The organism is Enterobacter hormaechei subsp. xiangfangensis, from assembly GCF_001729785.1.
Classification (GTDB): Bacteria; Pseudomonadota; Gammaproteobacteria; order Enterobacterales; family Enterobacteriaceae; genus Enterobacter; species Enterobacter hormaechei_C.
The window spans coordinates 2,139,196-2,155,438 of record NZ_CP017183.1; the positions used below are offsets into that span (position 1 = coordinate 2,139,196).

Consider the following 16,243-nt stretch of genomic DNA (forward strand, 5'->3'; position numbering starts at 1 on the left):
CCAGTCAGTCAGACTGAAAGTATAGGGCAGGGAGAAAAAGTCGCGCGGGCATGCTTCTGAGATTGAACCGATGCTGGAAAATCGCGGCCTGGATACACAGGGGTATTGTTAGTTGAAAACAGAGCCGGGCTTTGCGCCCGGTTACTCTTGTATCAACCACATATCCGACTCTTCGAACATCTCCTCGAGCATGCGGTTGAGCTTTTCACGGTCGCTTTTGCTGGCGTCGCTGTTCAGGCCGTTCGCTTGCATTGGCTTAACCGTCACGCTGGCATCAGGAAAAATCCGGTGCACGCGTTTTGTCAGCTCGGTCAGGATGATTTCCCTGGCTCCCTCCAGCCCCTGTACGTTTCGCTTGTCATAAACCAGTTCCACAAACATGATTGTTTACCTTATGGATATTACGCATGTGATTCAGCCTGAACGTAAAATACTACTGTATATGGGTACAGTCAAACGGCGTTCAGGCTAAAGCATTGTCCAGAGCAATGCAGACAGCGTTGCCAGTCCGCCCAGAACAACCAGAAACACCGTCACGCCGCGAAGCTCCGCCAGCGAGGGGCGGGTGTATATGAGGTACGCAGGGATAAGGAACAGGATCACCGCGATCAGTGGTCCGCAGAACATTTCAATCAGGCTGAGCACATCCGGATTGGCATAAACAATGCCATAGGTCAGCAGGAACAGCGCCAGAGAGGCCAGCCGCTTGCTGGCGCTGGCCTTATTGCCGGATACGCTGGCAGCCAGCTGACCAAACGTTTGTGCGACCGACAGGCCTACGCCGAGAAAGGATTTCGTCATACCGATGATAGCGATGAGCGGGGCAATGTGGTAAATCAGGCTGAAATCACCGTTTCCTTTCATCACGGACAGCACATTCAGGTTTTCCGCCTTCGCCCGTACAAAGTTGTCATGCGGGATCCCCAGCACGCAGCTCAGCACGAAAAAGAGGATACTGGCGAAGATGGCTAAATAGGCGATGCGGATCACGAACAGTGCCTTTTTCTCGCCCTCCGCTTTCCTCTCCCGGTAGTAAGAGCTCAGCGGGGAGACCATAGGCGCACAGCAAAACGAGAAGGTAATAAGCGGCAGCGTCAGCCAGATATTTTTCAGCGTTACCGGCAGCGGCGTGGCGTTCATTTCAGCGGCCGTATTGGTCAGGTTAGACAGATGCCATCCCGGGATAAGTGATACGGCGATCAGCAGTACAGATGCCGCGAACGGCAGAGCCAGTGCGCTCATAATGGCCACGACTCTGTCCCGGCCCTTGCTAAGCACCACATAAAGTGCGGCAACCACGATAAACGACAATGGCCCACGACTGAGCGCGGTAATATGCAGATGCTCCACCAGTAAATTACTCAGCGCATTAATCAGCGCCACCCCGTAAACCAGGGTTACCGGGAAGAAGGTCACACAATAGAACAGGGTGATCAGCTTTTCACCCCGTCCGCTGAAGAAGGAGCCGAAGATCGGCAACGTGCCGTTTTCATTCTTCTCTTCTCGCATATACACACGACAAAGGAGTAAATGGGGGATCAGGGATAACGGCAGCCCCAGCAGGAGCATGACCAGGAAAATAACCGGACCACGGGTGCCGATTTCCACGGGCAGGAACAGCGTTCCCGCCCCGACGGCTGTACCGTAGAGGCCCAGCGTCCAGATGTTATCCTGCCAGTGCCAGTTAGAGCGTGTTGTAATATTAGCTGAGAGAGTGGTGGCTTTATTCATCATATTTACCGCGTTGTTAGAGGAGCGACGACTTATTTAGTTTTTATCTGCCTGTAGTCGTTGCTGCGCCATTACACCACGGGTGGGAGGGGTTTGATTTCGCATACCGTAAACCTTATGTGTATGCCTGCAATAACTATCGTTATTCTTTGACGATGCTTTAACAGGCGGTTAATTAAGAAGGGGATTTGTTAAATTAACGAACAAATAACGACTGACTTTCCCTGCCTGCACGTCTGTTAATTAAAGAATAAATACCCTGTTTTATTAAGTACCATAAGGCGCCATCATATTGAAGGGGGACTTATTTAATTATTTTATTGGGCGGAGAATTATCCCGTCATGCCTCAAATTAAAAAACAGGATATAGACAATCACGTAACCTGCTCGTAGCTTTCGAACTGTCTTGTAACATAACGCTATCTTTATGGTGGCGAAGGGGCAAAAGGCGTCGTATGCCTGCTATTAAACGCCCCATAAAAAAATCCTCTTCTATACTCAGTTACGTTTAGTGAAATATGCCGCCGCTCCACACGTCGCGTTGCCTTAATAGCAGCGGGCAGCAGGGGCATATATCCACGAAAACGCCTTAATAATGGTCAATTTTGCATTTTTAGAGGGGGATTCCTGGTATGTTGCATTCTCAATCCTCGCGGGTCGGTAGCATGTTGCTGCTGCTGACCGCGATAATAGCCTTCGCGGTGGCGCTATACGCCTGGTGGACGCCGCTTACCGGCGTCACTGGCACCATTGGCGCACTGGGCGTGGTCATTGCCAGCGTAGTGCTGGCGATCCTGACCGTTATGCTACGCGCGGCATCGCGTCGCGGGGCGCGCGTTTTCCTGATTATTGTCACCCTGGTGGTGTTGGCGGGTATTGGTTTTGCCGCCGCGCTGCTGCACCAGTACATCATAACGGCAGCCATGGTGGTCGGCCTGATAGGTCTGATTATGCTGAGCAGCCATTCCGCCCGTTACAACCATCGCGTCAGAAGCTGAGGAGCCGCCCGTGCACAACGATAAGCATTATCCCTTCATAAAAGTCAGAATGACGGCGCTGGCGCTGCTGGTCGCTCCGCTCGCGCTACAGGCGCAGGATAAGGCCACTGAGGCCTCTCAGGGGACCCAGGAATCGCTTAACATTGATGCCGCCGATCAGCAGGCACCCGGAACCACAAAAACCACCGACGATGCCTCAACCGGCAGCGGTGACGGAAAGAAAGTCGCCTCGGCCAGCCAGCCCGCGACGCCGCTGGTGCCCGGCACGCCCACCTGGGACAGCTTCCACGGCCAGCTTAACGCGCAGAAATACAGCCCCCTGACCCAAATTACGGCGGATAATGTCGGGAAATTAACGAAAGTCTGGGAATTCCATACCGGCGACGTCTCGGATGGTAAAGGCGATACGCCAGCCACCGTCTGGTCCGCAACGCCCATTTTCGCCAACGATACGCTCTACATTGGCACGCCATTCGATCGCCTGATTGCGCTGGATCCGGGGACGGGTAAAGAGAAGTGGCATTATGACACGAAATCGTCGCGCAAGGCGCTGACCCAGCCAGTGCTGAAAAACCGCGGCGTTTCCTACTGGCAGGCCAAAAATCCGGTGAGCGGAGAGGCATGCCAGAAGATGGTTTATATGGGCACCGTTGACGGCAAGCTCTTTGCGCTGGACGCCGATTCAGGCAAACCTTGCAGCGGCTTTGCGAATAACGGCGTGTTGGATCTGAACCAGTGGAATACCGTTAACGCGAAGTATCCGCTCTCTGTCCTGCAACCGCCAACCGTTGTCGGCAACCATCTGCTGGTGGGCTGGGCCGGGAAGGACTGGGCCTATGCCGAAGCCCCTCCGGGCACCGTATTTTCAGTCAACGCCCAGACCGGTAAGCTTGAATGGACCTTTGAGGCGATCCCGGCAGAGATCCGCAAGCGTACCGGTACCGCCAACGTCTGGACGCACATGTCCGCCGATGAGGCCAACGGGCTGGTCTATCTCCCGGTTTCATCGCCATCTCCCAACTATTGGGGCGGCAACCGCGTGGACGCTATTCCGCTTGGCACCTCGACCACCGCGCTGGACATCAACACCGGTAAAGTGGTCTGGTCCCGTCAATGGGTACACCACGACGTCTGGGATTACGATATTAACTCCGCCCCGACGCTGATGGACATCACCGTAGACGGCAAGCAGATCCCGGCGCTGATTCAGGCCACCAAGCAGGGTTTCCTGTTCGTGGTTAACCGCCTGACGGGGGAGGACGTATGGCCAATCGAAGAACGTCCGGTTCCGCAGGGTGATGGTTCGGTTCAGGGTGAAGTTCTCTCGCCCACGCAGCCGTTCCCGACCAAACCCGCGCCGCTGCTCGACCAGTCGAAAAAACCGGAAATCTGGAAGCTGGCGGATATCGTCGGTGGCGGCCAGTGCTCCCGTCTGTGGGATAACCTGACCTATGAGGGAATGTATACTCCGCCGACCACAAAGGGCGAAGGCACGCTAACCTATCCTGATAGCGCGGGCGGCGTACAGTGGGGTGGGGTGGCGTTCGATCCGCAAAAACAGATCGCCATCGTCAACACCTCGCATATCGTCCAGTACGTGAAGCTCTACAGCCGCGAAGATTACGATAACGCAGACAAAGACTCCGGTAACGAAAGCGGCTTTGCCCCACAGGAAGGCGCCCCGTACGGTATGCGTCTGCTGGTGGCGAGCAACTGGCTGGGCATGCCGTGCTGGCAGCCGCCGTTTGGCGAAATCGTGGCGCTGGACATGCATACGGGCGATGTGAAATGGCGTCGTCCGGTTGGCGCCTCCCAGCAGTATGGCTTCTTCATGCCGGAGAGCTGGGGTTCACCTACCATTGGTGGCCCGGCAGTGACGGCGGGTGGCGTGATCTTCATCGGTGCTTCAATGGATGCCAAAGTGCGTGCCTACTCGGTCGAGAGCGGTGAAGAGCTGTGGTCCGATCAGGCAGAAGCGCCGGCAGTAGCGAACCCGTCAGTCTATGAATATAAAGGTCGCCAGTATGTGGCCTTCGTGGCTGGCGGGAATACGATCCTGAAGGATCAGGTGGGCGATCAGGTGGTGGTCTACGCCTTGCCGGAATAATTCATCAGGAAGGGGAAATAAGCGTGGGGCCTGCGGGCCCCATTTTGTTTTGCAATTGTCGTTTTACCGAAGCGTTATTTATCGGCTGATGCGCCGGAGTGGGTTGACATCTGCTCGGCGGACTTCAGATGCTGCTCAACGACCGGCGTGTGCTCGTTGGCCAGAGCCTTCACATCCGGATCGTCGATTTTACTGGCGTCGCTCTTAAGCTTCGACAGCACCTTCTCGTGGTCCTTCACGCCAGCATATTCCATATACATTTTGTCAAAAGCGTCACCACGCTGGTTTTCCAGCCTTGAGTTCAGGGCTTTATGCGCGGCGTCTGGTTCGGTCGGCAGCTCCACGCCCTTTTTCTGGGCAACGGTCTGGACTTTGGTCAGCGCGGCGCCGTGATCGTCGACCATTTTCTGAGCGAATGTTTTCACTTCACTGCTTTGGGCCTTGTCCAGGGCGAGCCTGGCGGCGGCGACTTCGTTGATATTGGCCTGCGCCATGTCCTTCAACGCTTTCTCGTCGCCGGAGCTGAGTCTGGCGTCCGGTTGAGCCTTGCCCGCAGTTTGAGTTTGTGCGGCGCTTGTCGTCTGGGCTTGTACGCCAACGGTGCTGAACATTGCTGCAACTGCTGATACGGCTAGCAGCCTTTTCAGGGTTTTACTCGTGTGCATATTGTTCTCCTGATGGTCATGGTACAGGTAAGTTTCGGTTGCTTCAGGCGCAACCGGACAGATAAATGCTCACTACAAGGGTCAGTATAGTAGATGAAACTGCTGCACCCGCCGTTCAGGTCAGTGATGGCTGGTCGTGATGCTCAATTCTTCTACAATATTGATACGGATCATTTACATATTTGGTGCTAATGTTAAATATATAGATTCATCAACAGGAGGAATGATATGAAAAAAGCACTATTAGGGAGTGTATTGGCTTTAACAGTAGCAAGCTTCGGCGCATCTGCGGCAGATATGATTTCCAAGGATGAAGCGCACCACTTCAAACTTGAATACCTTGGTAATGTATCTGTAGGGGCTTCAGGTGGACAAATTTCTTCACCTTCAGATCTTCATCAAAAACTCTCAAAACTGGCAGACGAGAAGGGCGGGAAGTACTACGTCATTATCGCTGCCCGCGAGCATGGCCCTAACTTCCAGGCCGTCGCAGAAGTCTTTAAATAATTTTCTCGAATACCACAAAAACCCGCTTCTGGCGGGTTTTTTGTTTACAGACAGCCAAAAAAAATGCCCCTGATGCGGGGCGAGTTTAAGTCAAAACTTTTCTTATGTTTATGTGCTCTAAGGCTTTGGGACAATAACAGCTTGTTCAAATAATGCAACATAAATGCATGTTTAAATGTGACGGCTCCATCATGCTGCTCATCTTAAGGTTAATGCAGCATACGTAACGCAGATAGTCTACGCTTTACAAAGGGTTATGGTTAAAACCATTTAGAGAATGGATACAGTTAACGGTCGTAAGAGGTAAAGATGAAAGTTGACGCACTGACACAAAAGGCAGAGGAAGAGATTTCAGCGCTTATAGCCAAAAAAATTGCAGAGTTACGAAAAAAAAACAGGGCAGGAAGTTTCTGAAATAGAGTTTATCGCTCGTGAGGCCATGACGGGCCTCGAGGGGTACGAAGTAAAAATCAAACTCCTGTAGGCGTTTCTTCCTGAAATGGTTGCTCAATTCTTGCCGCAATACAAAACCGGGCGTGATGCCCGGTTGTATTATGGATAATCATCGTCTTTATGAGCGAATAAATGTCAGTATATCGGCGTTTATGGTATCTGCATGCGTGGTATGCATCCCATGCGGGAAGCCTGGATAAATTTTGAGTTCGCTGTTTGCGAGCAGCTTATCCTGTAGAAGGGCGGCATTTTTATAGGGGACGACCTGATCGTCATCACCCTGCAACACAAGGACGGGAACCGTAATGGCTTTAAGATCGTCCGTCTGGTCGGTCTCTGAAAACGCCTTAATGCCTTCATAGTGGGCTTTGGCGCTACCGATCATTCCCTGACGCCACCAGTTCTGAATTGTGCCCTGCGAAACCTCTGCTCCGTCTCGGTTAAATCCATAGAAAGGACCGCTGGCGACGTCGAGGTAAAACTGGGCGCGGTTAGCGGCCAGCGCCTGGCGGAAGCCGTCAAACACCTCAATGGGCGTTCCGCCGGGGTTAGCGTCTGATTTTACCATCAGCGGAGGAACGGCGCTGACCAGTACCGCTTTGGCCACCCGCCCCTGAGGCTGGCCGTACTTCGCAACGTATCTGGCGACCTGGCCCCCGCCGGTGGAGTGGCCGACGTGCACTGCATTACGCAAATCAAGGCTTTCGACCACGGCCGAGGCGTCGGAGGCATAATGATCCATATCATGACCTTCACTCACCTGATCGGAACGACCATGACCACGACGGTCGAGGGCGATGACGCGGAAGCCTTCTGCAAGGAAAAAGAGCATCTGGTTATCCCAGTCATCGGCGCTCAGCGGCCAGCCGTGATGGAAAACGATCGGCTGCGCATCCTTCGGACCCCAGTCTTTGTAATAAATACTGACACCATCTTTCGTTGTTACGAATGCCATATTTCAGACTCCTCTGCTAATGGCAACATGTGTAAAGGCTAAGTAAATAGCCCAGCATTTAGGGACGTAATAAAACTGACTTATATTAATCTTATTACTGATATATCCGCTTAAAGTGTAGAAGGGTTCCTGAAAACAGTTATAGATTAATTTTGTATGGTCATTATTTATTTTTAAACGAAATATCCCCTAAACCAGCCGGGGCACTGTGTTATTTTTCTCGCGTGGTGAATCCCCCTGTGCGGAGGGGCTAAACAGCACGTGTAGCTTAGGCAATCAGTAGCGGGTCAAGGTGGCTGACCAACGACTCACCGGGAGGCACCCGGCACCACACATACGTTAAAGCTTGTATCTCGCTGAATTTATTAGGGATGGTGTATGAAGTTGGGCTTTTTGGCTGGAGCAGTGCTGGCAACCTGGTTGTCTTTAACCTACCCGACGCAAATGAGAGCTGTTTTTGAACAACTGGTTACGATAGTGCAGCAAATCACGCAGCCTTCATCAGAGTCTCATTCTGACATGGTCACACCGGAACAGTCATATCCTTGATTGTTATATTTACGATGAACGTTACCCGTCTTAATAGTTAACCTGTGCTTATTTTTCTGATGGGCTTGTTATTGGCCGGGCAGAGGTTACCGCCACCCGGCCTGACGGTCTTAAACGATCGCGTTAGGGCACGCTTCGCCCTTATCAAGCTGCTGTAAATTCCCCAGCGTGGTTTCCGATATACTGATCAGCGCTTCGGCGGTCAGAAACGCCTGGTGGCCGGTGAACAACACGTTGTGGCAGGCCGACAGGCGACGGAACACGTCGTCCTGAATCACGTCGTTAGATTTATCTTCAAAGAACAGATCGCGTTCGTTCTCATACACGTCCATACCCAACGCGCCAATTTTTTGCGTTTTCAGCGCTTCGATAGCGGCCTGAGAGTCGATCAGTCCACCGCGGCTGGTATTGATGATCATCACGCCGTCTTTCATCTGGTCGAACGCCGACTGGTTAAGCAGGTGATAGTTTTCCGGGGTCAACGGACAGTGCAGGGAGATAACATCAGACTGCGAGAAGAGCGTTTTCAGATCGACATACTCCACGCCCAGCTCCAGCGCAGCGGCGCTAGGGTACGGATCAAACGCCAGCAGGCGCATGCCAAATCCTTTCAGGATGCGAAGGGCGGCCACACCAATTTTGCCGGTACCAATCACGCCTGCGGTTTTACCGTACATGGTAAAGCCGGTCAGCCCTTCCAGAGAGAAGTTAGCATCACGGGTACGCTGATAGGCACGGTGAATACGACGGTTGAGCGACATCATCATCCCGACGGCATGTTCAGCCACGGCTTCCGGAGAATAGGCTGGGACGCGAACGACCTTCAGACCCAGCTCTTTGGCGGCATCGAGATCGACGTTGTTAAAGCCCGCGCAGCGCAGGGCAATGTATTTCACGCCCTGTTTTTTCAACTCTTCCAGCACCGGTCGGCTACCGTCGTCGTTAACGAAGATACACACGCCTTCGCAGCCGTGAGCGGTTTTAGCCGTCTTTTCAGTCAGCAGAAAGTCGAAAAATTCAAGATCGAAACCGTACGTCTCGTTAACATGTTGCAGATACTTTTTGTCGTACTGCTTTGTGCTATATACCGCGAGTTTCATAAGACTTTCTCCAGTGATTTTGGAACCACGTTAGCATGTTTAAAATTATCTTACAATTTTTCAAAATTCATTGAAATCAATAAGTTCTATGAATTATTGTAGAGCATCTACTCTTAAAAATGGCATTACCTTCAACTGACTGGCTAAACATGCGACAATGAGCGGCAAGTACGGCTTATTTTTTTCGCAAAATCAGGATATTAACTGCCCATGAAGGGTAAATACAAAGCCGCAATCGCGCTATTACTGCTGCTATTACTCGTGCCGCTGACGCTGCTGATGACGCTCGCCCAGTGGGTACCCACGCTCGCCGGGATCTGGCTCCCTGTTGGAACGCGCATCGCGTTTGAAGAAAGCCCACGGCTCACGCGCCACGCCCTGATCATCCCCGATCTACGCTATCTGGTAGAAGAGTGCGAAATTGCCCGCGTGGAAAACGTGACCCTGTCACACCCCAGCCGTTGGGATCTGGATATTGGCGCACTTGAACTTAACTCTGTCTGCCTGAGCAAATTACCGCAGTCAGCGTCCTCAACGGTGGCGCCGAAAACGCTGGCGCAGTGGCAGGCCATCCTGCCCAACACCTGGCTGACCATCCACCGCTTTACCCTTTCTCCCTGGCAGCAGTGGGAGGGTGAGCTGCATGCTTCACTCACGCCAGCCCGCCAGGACATCACTTATAACGGCGAGCAGGTGAGCATTAAGGGGCAGTTGCGCGGCCAGACGCTCTCCATCAGCCAGTTCGATGTGCAACTGCCGGATCAGCCGCAGCCCGTGAAGCTGATCGGTGAATTTACCCTGCCGTTGGTACCGGACGGCGTGCCGGTGAAAGGGCATACGGTCGCGACCTTTAACGTGCCACAGTTATCCTCGCTGGTCGATGCCGATCTGGACTGGGAGGACAATCAGGGCCAGCTGGTGGTCATGGCGCGGGACAACCCCGATCCACTGCTCGATTTACCGTGGCAGATCACCGCTCAGCAGTTAACCGTCAGCGACGGACGCTGGAACTGGTCAGCCTCCGGTATGCCGATGAGCGGTCGCGTCGGGCTGAAAGTGGATAACTGGCAGCAGGGGCTGGAGAAAGCCACCTTCACAGGGCGGCTCAACGTGCTGACCCAGGGGGATGCGGGGAAGGGCAACGCGGTGCTGAATATCGGTCCCGGCTCGCTCAGTATGGAAAACAGCGCTATGCCGCTGCACCTGAGCGGGGAAGCCAAGCAAAACGATCTGATCCTGTATGCCAGACTCCCGGCGAAGCTGACCGGCAGCCTTTACGATCCGCAGCTTACGTTTGAACCCGGCGCATTATTGCGCTCGCGCGGGCGCATCATCGACTCGCTGGATATCGATGAGATCCGCTGGCCGCTGGCAGGCGTGAAGCTCACGCAGAAGGGCGTGGACGGCCGCCTGCAAGCCATTCTGCGGGCGCATGAAAACGAGATGGGCGATTTTGAACTGCATCTGGACGGCCAGGCTAACGACTTTTTACCGGACAACGGTTTGTGGCAGTGGCGCTACTGGGGTAAAGGGAATTTCACGCCGATGAACGCGCGCTGGGATGTCCGGGGAACCGGGGAGTGGCGCGACAACGTTATCGAACTGACCGATCTTTCCACGGGGTTCGACAAATTGCAGTACGGTACGATGCTGGTCAGCAAGCCGCGCCTGGTGCTGGATCACCCGGTGCGCTGGTCGCGGGACCCGGATAACCCCACCTTTAGCGGCGCGCTCGCGCTCAATGCCGGGCAAACAAGCTTCTCGGGCGGAAGCGTGCTGCCGCCGTCCGTTTTGACCTTCAGCGTTGACGGGACAGACCCGACGGTGTTCCAGTTTAAAGGGAACCTGCATGCGGACGACATCGGCCCGGTCCAGGTGAATGGACGCTGGGATGGCGAACGCCTTCGCGGTAAGGCCTGGTGGCCAAAACAGTCTCTTACGGTGTTCCAGCCGTTGATCCCGCCAGACTGGAAAATGACCCTGCGCGGCGGCGAAATGTACGCACAGGTGGCTTTCTCAGCGGCCTCCGATCAGGGGTTTGAGGCCGGGGGGCACGGGGTGCTGAAAGCGGGCAGCGCGTGGATGCCGGATAACGAAATCAACGGCGTTGATTTTGTTCTGCCGTTCCGCTTAAGCCAGGGTACCTGGTCGCTGGGCACGCGCGGGCCGGTAACGTTACGAATCGACGAGGTAAAAAACCTGGTCACAGCCCGAAATATCACCGCGGATCTCCAGGGCGATTATCCCTGGACCGAAGCGAACCCGCTCCTGCTCACCAACGTGAAGGTGGAAGCGCTCGGCGGGAAAATCACCATGCAGCAGTTGAGAATGCCGCAGCACGATCCGGCTTTACTACGCGTGGATAATATTTCCTCCAGCGAACTGATAAGCGCGGTGAATCCGAAGCAGTTTGCCATGTCCGGCCCGGTGAGCGGCGCGCTGCCGTTCTGGCTGGACAATGAAAAATGGATCATTAAAGATGGCTGGCTGACCAACCCGGGGCCGATGACGCTGCGCATCGACCAGGACACGGCGGATGCCATTGTGAAAGACAACGTGGTTGCCGGGGCGGCGATCAACTGGCTCCGCTATATGGAAATTTCGCAGTCGTGGACAAAACTCAATGTGGATAATCTGGGTGTGTTAACCATGCAGGCGGCCATTAAAGGCACCAGCCGCGTCGAGGGCAAAAGCAGTTTCGTAAACCTGAATTACACCCATGAAGAGAACATTTTTACCCTCTGGCGCAGCCTGCGCTTTGGGGACAATCTGCAAACATGGTTTGAGCAACATGCGGCGATACCCCTTCTCCGCGGTTCGACAGGCAAGGAAAGTGAGGAACAACAATGAAAAAGAGGGCTGGTGTACTCACCGTGGCCGTCGTCGCGCTGCTGTCAGGCTGCACGCCGCGCATTGAAGTGGCGGCGCCCAAAGAGCCGATCACTATCAACATGAACGTGAAAATTGAGCATGAAATCCATATCAAGGTGGATAAAGACGTTGAAGCCCTGCTGAAATCCCGCAGCGATCTGTTCTGAGGATGCCATGAAACGATTAGCTCTGATGTTACTGGCGCTGGGGATGAACGTTCACGCCGCCACGCTTACGCTCAACGATGCACGTGTCCAGGGGCGCGTAGGGGAAACCCTGAGCGGCTATCTTGCGCCCGTTCAGCACGACGCTGAAACCCTGGCGCTGGTGAGCCGTATCAACGCCGCACGCACGGAAAGTTACCAGCAGTTAGCTGACAGCAATAATTTGCCCGTCGACGAAGTGGCGAAAATGGCGGGACAAAAGCTGGTGGCGCGCGCCCAGCCGGGTGAATACGTGAAGGGGATTAACGGCAAGTGGCTAAAAAAGTAACTAACGGTAACGCTTACGGTATTCGCCCGGCGAAACCCCTAAACGCTGTTTAAAGGCGGTGGAAAAATGGCTATGGTCGGTAAAGCCCCAGCTGTAGCCAATGCCCGCCAGCTTTTCGTCATCGCTGATGGAACGCAGCGCCTGAGCGCATAAATCGAGGCGACGGTTCTTAATATACTGCGCCACCACCAGCCCTTTCCCGGCAAACATGCGGTACAAGCTCCGCACGGACATGCCGCTCTCTGAAGCTATCCACTCCGGTCTTAACGCCTCTGACTGAATATGATCATCAATCAGGGACAGAACGTGGCGGAACTGACGCTCCTTGCGCGGCAGCACCTCGTGTTGCTGCTGGAAGGCCGGACGCAGCAGACACACCATCGCCTCCAGCGCCGCTTCGCTTTCGCTGGCGCTGAGATCGGCATTGCCCATGCTCTCCTGTAGCAGTCGGTAGCTCAGCTGTACGGTAGGCAGACTGCGGGAGAGGGGCAGCGCGCACCTCACTTCCTGAAAACGCGCGTGTTGCTCAATGATTTGTCGCGGGAGCAGCAGCGAAATCTGGCGGGAACGCTCCTGCCAGTAAATGGAGCACGGGCGGGAGGCGTCAATCAGCGTGATATCCCCGGCTTTCAGCATCGCGCGCTGGTTGTCCTGTTCGATTCCGGCGCTGCCTTCCAGCTGAAACACGGTGTAGAACCAGGCGTCGTTGCCGTTTTTGATCTCCTGACGGGTGCGAAAAAGGTTAACGCCTGCGGCGGTCACCGTGCTCAGCTTCAGACTTTGGGTATAGCTGGTTTCCAGTTCGCCGAGAAACGCCCCCTCTAACGGACGTGCCGCAAAGCGCCCACAAACCTGGTTAATTTGCGCCAGCCACTGCTGAAAATTGTCCTGTTCGCTTGCACACGCCATTGATGTTCTCGCTGCACCGTCACTGTTTTCGCATTGTTGCATTTATGTTGCATTTTGTCAGGGCTACGAGGCTGACTATAGGAAAGAACACTCAACGGTTACAGCGATATAAGTGGGAATTATCACGATTTGCGGAGCCTGTCACAGCTGACAAAGCGAATGTCACACAGACAAAAGCAGGAATGCGATTCCCCTCTTAGACTGCATACACACCCTGCGAAGCATAACGAAGGAGTATCCTATGTCCGAATCACACGTCGCCATCCTGCCAGGCGTGCAGCAGTTTTTAGATCGCCAGCACGGCCTGTGGATTGAAGGGCGTCAGGCGGCATCCGACAGCGAAAAGCGTCTGAACGTCTACAACCCGGCGACCGGAGAGGTTATTGCCTCCACCGCCGATGCCAGCGTCGATGATGTCGATCGTGCGGTGATGTCTGGCTGGCGCGCCTTTGTCGCCCGAAGCTGGGCAGGGCGTCTGCCGGCAGAGCGGGAACGCATCCTGCTGCGGTTTGCCGATTTGGTGGAACAGCATGGCGAAGAGCTGGCACAGCTCGAAACCCTGGAGCAGGGGAAATCCATTAACATCTCCCGCGCCTTCGAGGTGGGATGCACCCTGAACTGGATGCGCTACACGGCAGGGCTGACCACCAAAATTGCCGGTAAAACCCTCGATCTCTCGATTCCACTGCCGCAGGGCGCGCGTTATCAGGCGTGGACGCGTAAAGAGCCGGTGGGAGTCGTGGCGGGGATTGTGCCGTGGAACTTCCCGCTGATGATTGGCATGTGGAAAGTAATGCCCGCGCTGGCGGCAGGTTGCTCCATCGTGATCAAACCCTCGGAAACCACGCCGCTCACCCTGTTACGGGTGGCGGAACTGGCGAGCGAGGCGGGGATCCCGGATGGCGTGTTCAACGTGGTGACCGGTAGTGGCGCCGTCTGTGGCGCGGCGCTAACCTCGCACCCGCGCATTGCCAAAGTAAGCTTTACCGGTTCGACGGCGACGGGCAAGCAGATTGCCCGCGTGGCTGCGGATACGCTAACGGGCGTGACGCTGGAGCTGGGCGGCAAAAACCCGGCCATCGTGCTGAAAGACGCCGATCCGGCGTGGGTAATTGAAGGGCTGATGACCGGCAGCTTCCTGAATCAGGGGCAGGTCTGCGCGGCCAGCTCGCGTATTTATATTGAGGCTCCGCTGTTCGACACGCTGGTCAGCGGCTTTGAACAGGCCGTGAAATCTCTGAGCGTCGGGCCGGGCATGTCGCCGGATGCGTTTATCAACCCGCTGGTGTCGCGCGCCCATTGCGATAAGGTTCAGGCGTTCCTGGATGAGGCGAAGGCGCACAATGCGGAGCTGATCGCCGGGAACCGGGGGCCAGACGGTAAAGGCTATTACGTTTCGCCAACGCTGGTGGTCAACCCGGATAATCATCTGCGCCTGACGCGTGAAGAGGTCTTCGGGCCGGTGGTGAACCTGGTTCGTGTGGACGACGGGGAAGAGGCGCTTCAGCTGGCGAACGACACTGAATATGGCTTAACGGCCAGCGTCTGGACGCAGAACATCAGTAAAGCGCTGGCGTATACCGACAGGTTACAGGCCGGAACCGTGTGGGTGAACAGCCACACGCTGATAGACGCCAACCTGCCGTTCGGCGGCATGAAGCAGTCTGGCACCGGGCGCGATTTCGGCCCCGACTGGCTGGATGGCTGGTGTGAAACTAAGTCGGTGTGTGTGCGGTATTAATAAAACGCCGGGTAAGGCGTAGCCGCCACCCGGCATTATTTAACGCGACCACCGATCCCGCCCGGCCTCCTTCGCCCGATACAGCGCCGCATCGGCGCGGGCGATGATTTCCGGGCCGGCCAGTCCTGGGGTATAGCCGGCAATGCCCATACTCACCGTCACACATTCACTCACCTTCGACGCGCTGTGCGCAATGGCTGCGGTGCGCAGGCCAGCCTGGATCCGCGCGGCGACTTTCTCAGCAACGCTTTCTTCACAGTCAAAGAGGATCACGACGAACTCCTCACCACCGTAGCGCGAAACCACATCCTCTGGCGTGCGCACCGAGGTGTTCAGCACCTCTGCCACCCTCGCGAGACACGCGTCTCCTGCCTGGTGACCATAGGTGTCGTTATACAGTTTGAAGTAATCGACATCCAGCATCAGCACCGCGAAGCGTTTGCCTTGCTCCACGGCGTTTTCCAGCACCAGCTCCATCGCCCGCCGGTTGGCCGTTTTCGTCAGCGGATCCTGATGGGCCAGCGCATCCAGCCGCGAAATTAAACGCTGATTCTGCTGGTTGCGACGCCACGCCTCTTCAAACCAGCTCAACAGGATATAGCGCCCGCACACGAGAATGAAGGTGAACACCACCCACAGCCCGGCGAAGCGATAATTAATTTCCTGATTCAGCAGCATGCTGGCAACGGGCAGGCTTATCCATAGCGGAACGGTGAAGCAGAGCAGTGCCACCGGGTGAAAATAGAGCGCGGTCATACCGGCCATCAGCAGGGTAACGAATATCGGCCAGGGATGAGGAAGCTGTATCACGTTGATAAACCAGTAACAACTTATCGACCATAGCAGGCTACACATTAACAGCACCGCGCTGACGCCGCGGATGTGGCGCCAGGCCATTATTACCAGCGCCACGGAAAGGATGACTACCCCAAGCATGGAGGCGTCTATCATCTGCCGCAGAGGCGGGCTGATGTGCAGGAGGGCATCGATATGGCCGAAAAGCGAATTGCGCAGCAGGACCATAAGGGCAAAGCTGGCATTCACAAAGGCGAGCCACGGCAGGTTCACGGCCAGCCCGTGAACAACCATTGATTTACGGGTAGGCCATGTCGCAGGTTCGGGTGTGGCTGGATGTCTTTTTTCCATTGAAGAGAATTTTCCTTGA

The 16,243-nt window shown here is 55.1% G+C and carries 14 protein-coding genes and 1 pseudogene; 8 read left to right on the top strand and 7 right to left on the bottom strand.

The window, feature by feature from the left end; translation table 11 throughout:
• Positions 1–141: 141 nt before the first annotated feature.
• Both BFV63_RS10335 and BFV63_RS10340 read right to left on the bottom strand, forming a co-directional pair.
• Positions 142–381, bottom strand: a complete 240-nt coding sequence (locus tag BFV63_RS10335) for a DinI family protein (protein WP_045342839.1) — start codon at positions 379–381, stop codon at positions 142–144.
• Between the two features lie 87 nt (positions 382–468).
• On the bottom strand, positions 469–1,731 hold the full coding sequence (locus tag BFV63_RS10340; protein ID WP_080465342.1) for an amino acid permease: 1,263 nt from the start codon (positions 1,729–1,731) through the stop codon (positions 469–471).
• A gap of 632 nt (positions 1,732–2,363) precedes the next feature.
• Between BFV63_RS10340 and BFV63_RS10345 the strand changes: the two genes are divergently transcribed.
• A complete protein-coding gene (locus tag BFV63_RS10345; RefSeq protein WP_022651139.1) occupies positions 2,364–2,729 on the top strand; it encodes a hypothetical protein in 366 nt (121 codons plus the stop codon).
• A 10-nt stretch (positions 2,730–2,739) separates the two neighbouring features.
• On the top strand, positions 2,740–4,836 hold the full coding sequence (locus BFV63_RS10350) for a pyrroloquinoline quinone-dependent dehydrogenase (protein WP_048240872.1): 2,097 nt from the start codon (positions 2,740–2,742) through the stop codon (positions 4,834–4,836).
• A 74-nt stretch (positions 4,837–4,910) separates the two neighbouring features.
• Here the strand turns inward: BFV63_RS10350 and BFV63_RS10355 are convergent, their stop codons facing one another.
• On the bottom strand, positions 4,911–5,501 hold the full coding sequence (locus BFV63_RS10355) for a DUF4142 domain-containing protein (protein ID WP_003857383.1): 591 nt from the start codon (positions 5,499–5,501) through the stop codon (positions 4,911–4,913).
• Positions 5,502–5,729: 228 nt separating this feature from the next.
• Between BFV63_RS10355 and BFV63_RS10360 the strand changes: the two genes are divergently transcribed.
• Both BFV63_RS10360 and BFV63_RS10365 read left to right on the top strand, forming a co-directional pair.
• The gene (locus tag BFV63_RS10360) at positions 5,730–6,008 is read left to right on the top strand and encodes a YdgH/BhsA/McbA family protein (RefSeq protein ID WP_003857380.1); all 279 of its coding nucleotides are present in this window, start codon (positions 5,730–5,732) and stop codon (positions 6,006–6,008) included.
• 309 nt (positions 6,009–6,317) lie between these two features.
• A pseudogene (locus tag BFV63_RS10365) lies at positions 6,318–6,492 on the top strand (GnsA/GnsB family addiction module toxin).
• Between the two features lie 87 nt (positions 6,493–6,579).
• Here the strand turns inward: BFV63_RS10365 and BFV63_RS10370 are convergent.
• Both BFV63_RS10370 and BFV63_RS10375 read right to left on the bottom strand, forming a co-directional pair.
• Entirely contained in the window at positions 6,580–7,416 is an 837-nt protein-coding gene (locus tag BFV63_RS10370; protein WP_023324588.1) for an alpha/beta fold hydrolase, read from the bottom strand.
• A gap of 659 nt (positions 7,417–8,075) precedes the next feature.
• Positions 8,076–9,065 carry a 2-hydroxyacid dehydrogenase gene (locus tag BFV63_RS10375; RefSeq protein ID WP_003857375.1) on the bottom strand — a complete coding sequence of 330 codons (990 nt, stop codon included), beginning with the start codon at positions 9,063–9,065 and terminating at the stop codon, positions 8,076–8,078.
• 210 nt (positions 9,066–9,275) lie between these two features.
• Between BFV63_RS10375 and BFV63_RS10380 the strand changes: the two genes are divergently transcribed.
• From BFV63_RS10380 to BFV63_RS10390, 3 genes are read left to right on the top strand one after another with little or no spacing between them, the layout of a single operon-like run.
• On the top strand, positions 9,276–11,915 hold the full coding sequence (locus BFV63_RS10380; RefSeq protein ID WP_023324589.1) for a YdbH family protein: 2,640 nt from the start codon (positions 9,276–9,278) through the stop codon (positions 11,913–11,915).
• Positions 11,912–12,103 carry a YnbE family lipoprotein gene (locus BFV63_RS10385; protein WP_003857369.1) on the top strand — a complete coding sequence of 64 codons (192 nt, stop codon included), beginning with the start codon at positions 11,912–11,914 and terminating at the stop codon, positions 12,101–12,103. Before BFV63_RS10380 ends, BFV63_RS10385 begins: the two co-directional genes overlap by 4 nt.
• Positions 12,104–12,110: 7 nt before the next feature.
• Positions 12,111–12,428, top strand: coding sequence for a YdbL family probable chaperone protein (locus tag BFV63_RS10390; RefSeq protein ID WP_023324590.1), 318 nt, complete (start codon positions 12,111–12,113; stop codon positions 12,426–12,428).
• Here BFV63_RS10390 and feaR read toward each other — a convergent pair whose 3' ends face one another.
• Complete coding sequence (feaR, locus tag BFV63_RS10395; protein WP_069597525.1) at positions 12,429–13,337, bottom strand: transcriptional regulator FeaR; 909 nt, start codon at positions 13,335–13,337, stop codon at positions 12,429–12,431.
• Positions 13,338–13,578: 241 nt separating this feature from the next.
• Between feaR and BFV63_RS10400 the strand changes: the two genes are divergently transcribed.
• On the top strand, positions 13,579–15,078 hold the full coding sequence (locus BFV63_RS10400; RefSeq protein WP_022651146.1) for an aldehyde dehydrogenase family protein: 1,500 nt from the start codon (positions 13,579–13,581) through the stop codon (positions 15,076–15,078).
• A 39-nt stretch (positions 15,079–15,117) separates the two neighbouring features.
• Here the strand turns inward: BFV63_RS10400 and BFV63_RS10405 are convergent, their stop codons facing one another.
• Positions 15,118–16,224 (bottom strand): GGDEF domain-containing protein, encoded by a 1,107-nt coding sequence (locus tag BFV63_RS10405; RefSeq protein ID WP_023324591.1) that lies wholly within the window; start codon positions 16,222–16,224, stop codon positions 15,118–15,120.
• Positions 16,225–16,243: the final 19 nt, after the last annotated feature.

Excerpts from the sequence above, each read along its gene's own strand:
- BFV63_RS10340 (WP_080465342.1), bottom strand. The coding sequence starts at position 1,731 with ATGAATAAAGCCACCACTCTCTCAGCTAATATTACAACACGCTCTAAC.
- BFV63_RS10360 (WP_003857380.1), top strand. The coding sequence starts at position 5,730 with ATGAAAAAAGCACTATTAGGGAGTGTATTGGCTTTAACAGTAGCAAGC.
- feaR (WP_069597525.1), bottom strand. The coding sequence starts at position 13,337 with ATGGCGTGTGCAAGCGAACAGGACAATTTTCAGCAGTGGCTGGCGCAA.
- BFV63_RS10370 (WP_023324588.1), bottom strand. The coding sequence starts at position 7,416 with ATGGCATTCGTAACAACGAAAGATGGTGTCAGTATTTATTACAAAGAC.
- BFV63_RS10380 (WP_023324589.1), top strand. The coding sequence starts at position 9,276 with ATGAAGGGTAAATACAAAGCCGCAATCGCGCTATTACTGCTGCTATTA.
- BFV63_RS10390 (WP_023324590.1), top strand. The coding sequence starts at position 12,111 with ATGAAACGATTAGCTCTGATGTTACTGGCGCTGGGGATGAACGTTCAC.
- BFV63_RS10400 (WP_022651146.1), top strand. The coding sequence starts at position 13,579 with ATGTCCGAATCACACGTCGCCATCCTGCCAGGCGTGCAGCAGTTTTTA.
- BFV63_RS10405 (WP_023324591.1), bottom strand. The coding sequence starts at position 16,224 with ATGGAAAAAAGACATCCAGCCACACCCGAACCTGCGACATGGCCTACC.
- BFV63_RS10385 (WP_003857369.1), top strand. The coding sequence starts at position 11,912 with ATGAAAAAGAGGGCTGGTGTACTCACCGTGGCCGTCGTCGCGCTGCTG.
- BFV63_RS10355 (WP_003857383.1), bottom strand. The coding sequence starts at position 5,501 with ATGCACACGAGTAAAACCCTGAAAAGGCTGCTAGCCGTATCAGCAGTT.
- BFV63_RS10335 (WP_045342839.1), bottom strand. The coding sequence starts at position 381 with ATGTTTGTGGAACTGGTTTATGACAAGCGAAACGTACAGGGGCTGGAG.
- BFV63_RS10345 (WP_022651139.1), top strand. The coding sequence starts at position 2,364 with ATGTTGCATTCTCAATCCTCGCGGGTCGGTAGCATGTTGCTGCTGCTG.
- BFV63_RS10375 (WP_003857375.1), bottom strand. The coding sequence starts at position 9,065 with ATGAAACTCGCGGTATATAGCACAAAGCAGTACGACAAAAAGTATCTG.